We start from the raw sequence: 2,115 nt of genomic DNA, 5'->3' as shown, positions 1-2,115 counted from the left end.
GTCACCGTTTTTGACGGCGGCGACGGAAGCAATCTCAGCGGTTTTGTCAATGGCATGTTTAAGTCTATTCCGCCACTCAGCGATTTCATGGATCAGGCCGGACTTTCACTGCCCGAGTATCTGGCGAAGAAACAGACACCCCCTACTTCCAGCCCTTCAGAATCAACGACTGAGGAGTAGGTAAGGTCTTTCTGTCATAATCATTTTTTGGGCGGTCCGTCCTCCCCAAAAAATTGGGAAGGACGGCGCTACGGTCCGGGCTCCACCTTCGTTCGGTCCCCAACGAGTTGGGGACGCCCGCGCCCAGCGCGGGCCCCTACCCATCGCTACCGCAATACCCGCCTCGTACAGCTCGTATATTTTGCATCAAAGATCCCGCTCATCTGCGTTATCCGTGTTCTATAAACTATATATGAGTGGTAATGACACTAGTCGCACTGTAACTCGCCCAATTCATAAACTTTAGGTTTTAGACTGTTGACTGTTGGGTAGATTGTTAAAAAACAGATGTTAACATCAGATTAATATTTCTTTTGGGATGCGACATGAATCAATAACGTTATTTTGGAGTGATAAAAAGAGTTGAATATCCAGCCAGTATTTTGTTTTGTGGATGGAGAGTAGGCATATTTTTTCCCATCCTAGGGCAAAATATTTCAAGGGTATTTACATATGATGTAATTTCAATATAAGTGTATTGTAAATTCATAAAAATTTGATAGTGCAAAAGGTATACATATGAAAACATCAAATTGATATATATAATATATGAATAGGATTCATTCAGCTACGCTATCATTTGATGCTTTATTCTTAATAAGAGGAAGTGAAAAGACGGAAAAATTGGCATCATTTTCTAAAGAATGAGCAGTCATATTTTCTGAAAATCAGGTGATTTTGAAGCTAAAAACGAGATTCCTGTTATTTTTTTTAAGAATTTTTTAGAAATGTATAAAGGCCGACATTTTACTGGTTTTTCACAACTGGTTAATGTATAGCTTTAGAGAGATATCTATAAAAGGCTGGAAAACAATACTTAATACATAAGAAAATGCATATGTAGTACTTTGGCACAGAATTTGGTATTTTAATGTATGTACAAGAGCCTGTTTGCCTTATCCTTGCAGGGGAAAACTGCTTTTTTATATGGAATAATCTTTCTAGATTTGCAGGGTACAAAAACCTTTAACCCATGAAGCGTAATTTACTTCTTTTATCCACTTACGTCAGTATTCTAATTTTTTGTCTCACCAGCTTTTCAGCATCCGCACAGTCTCAGGTCTTTATTGAAGATATCTGTGCCTGTGACGATGGAACCGGTGATGTGATATTAACTGTAACGTTCGGAGATTGGCCAACAGATCCTGCCGACTCCTATGATGTTGGTATTAACTACACACAATCAGGGGGCGGAACCGGTTCGGCGAGTGCTGCAGGAATTCCCGGTGATCCGTCGGGATTTGCTCAGGTTGCCTTTCCTACGGTGACCGATGCGGCAGATCCGGGAACTGTTTCTATACTGAGTGTGGTTGATGATAGCAATAATGCAATATCGATAGATACAGATCCTGTTGCGTATACTGTGTCCGGTCCATTACTTATAACCAGCTGCCCTGCCGATCAGGATGTAAATACGGAGCCCGGAATGTGTTCGGGTATCATTCCCGATTTAACTTCCTCTGTTGTAGTAGAAGGTAATTGTGGAACGGTAACAATTACTCAATCTCCAACAGCGGGATCTAGCTTTGGATCAGCATGCGGAGATGAGCAAATTGTTACAATAACGGCTACAGATGATGGCTGCGTCGTTGACACTTCTTGCGAGGTAGTACTTACACTCGTCGATAACGAAGCTCCATCTCTAATTGGTTCGGATTGCAGCTCCTTAAATGAGACAGGCGTGAATGAATGCTTATCCGATGCCGAAAGTTTTGATGGCGCTTCTCTTGAGTCCGATGTTGCGGCTTTGTACACCGACAACTGCGGAACGGTTTCAGCTACTTTCAATGGATCGACTCCAGGGGCCGGTAATGATGATTGTTCATGGACGTTTACCTATGATTTTATTATAGACGATAATTGTGGCAATACGGTTGCTTGTCAGGTAGTTCGCTC

1 protein-coding gene and 1 pseudogene are annotated in these 2,115 nt (G+C 42.0%); both read left to right on the top strand.

Features of this window, described 5'->3' with window-relative positions; all coding sequences use genetic code 11:
* Window positions 1-180 (top strand): annotated as a pseudogene (locus tag L2082_RS19170) (flotillin family protein); the annotation flags it as partial.
* Between the two features lie 1,012 nt (window positions 181-1,192).
* The coding region (locus tag L2082_RS19165) for a hypothetical protein (RefSeq protein WP_446012198.1) at window positions 1,193-2,115 on the top strand (923 nt) is incomplete at its 3' end.

Source organism: Candidatus Electrothrix sp., from assembly GCF_052785085.1.
Note: the sequence above shows the minus strand (reverse complement) of the source record. Positions and strands in the feature narration are given on the sequence as shown.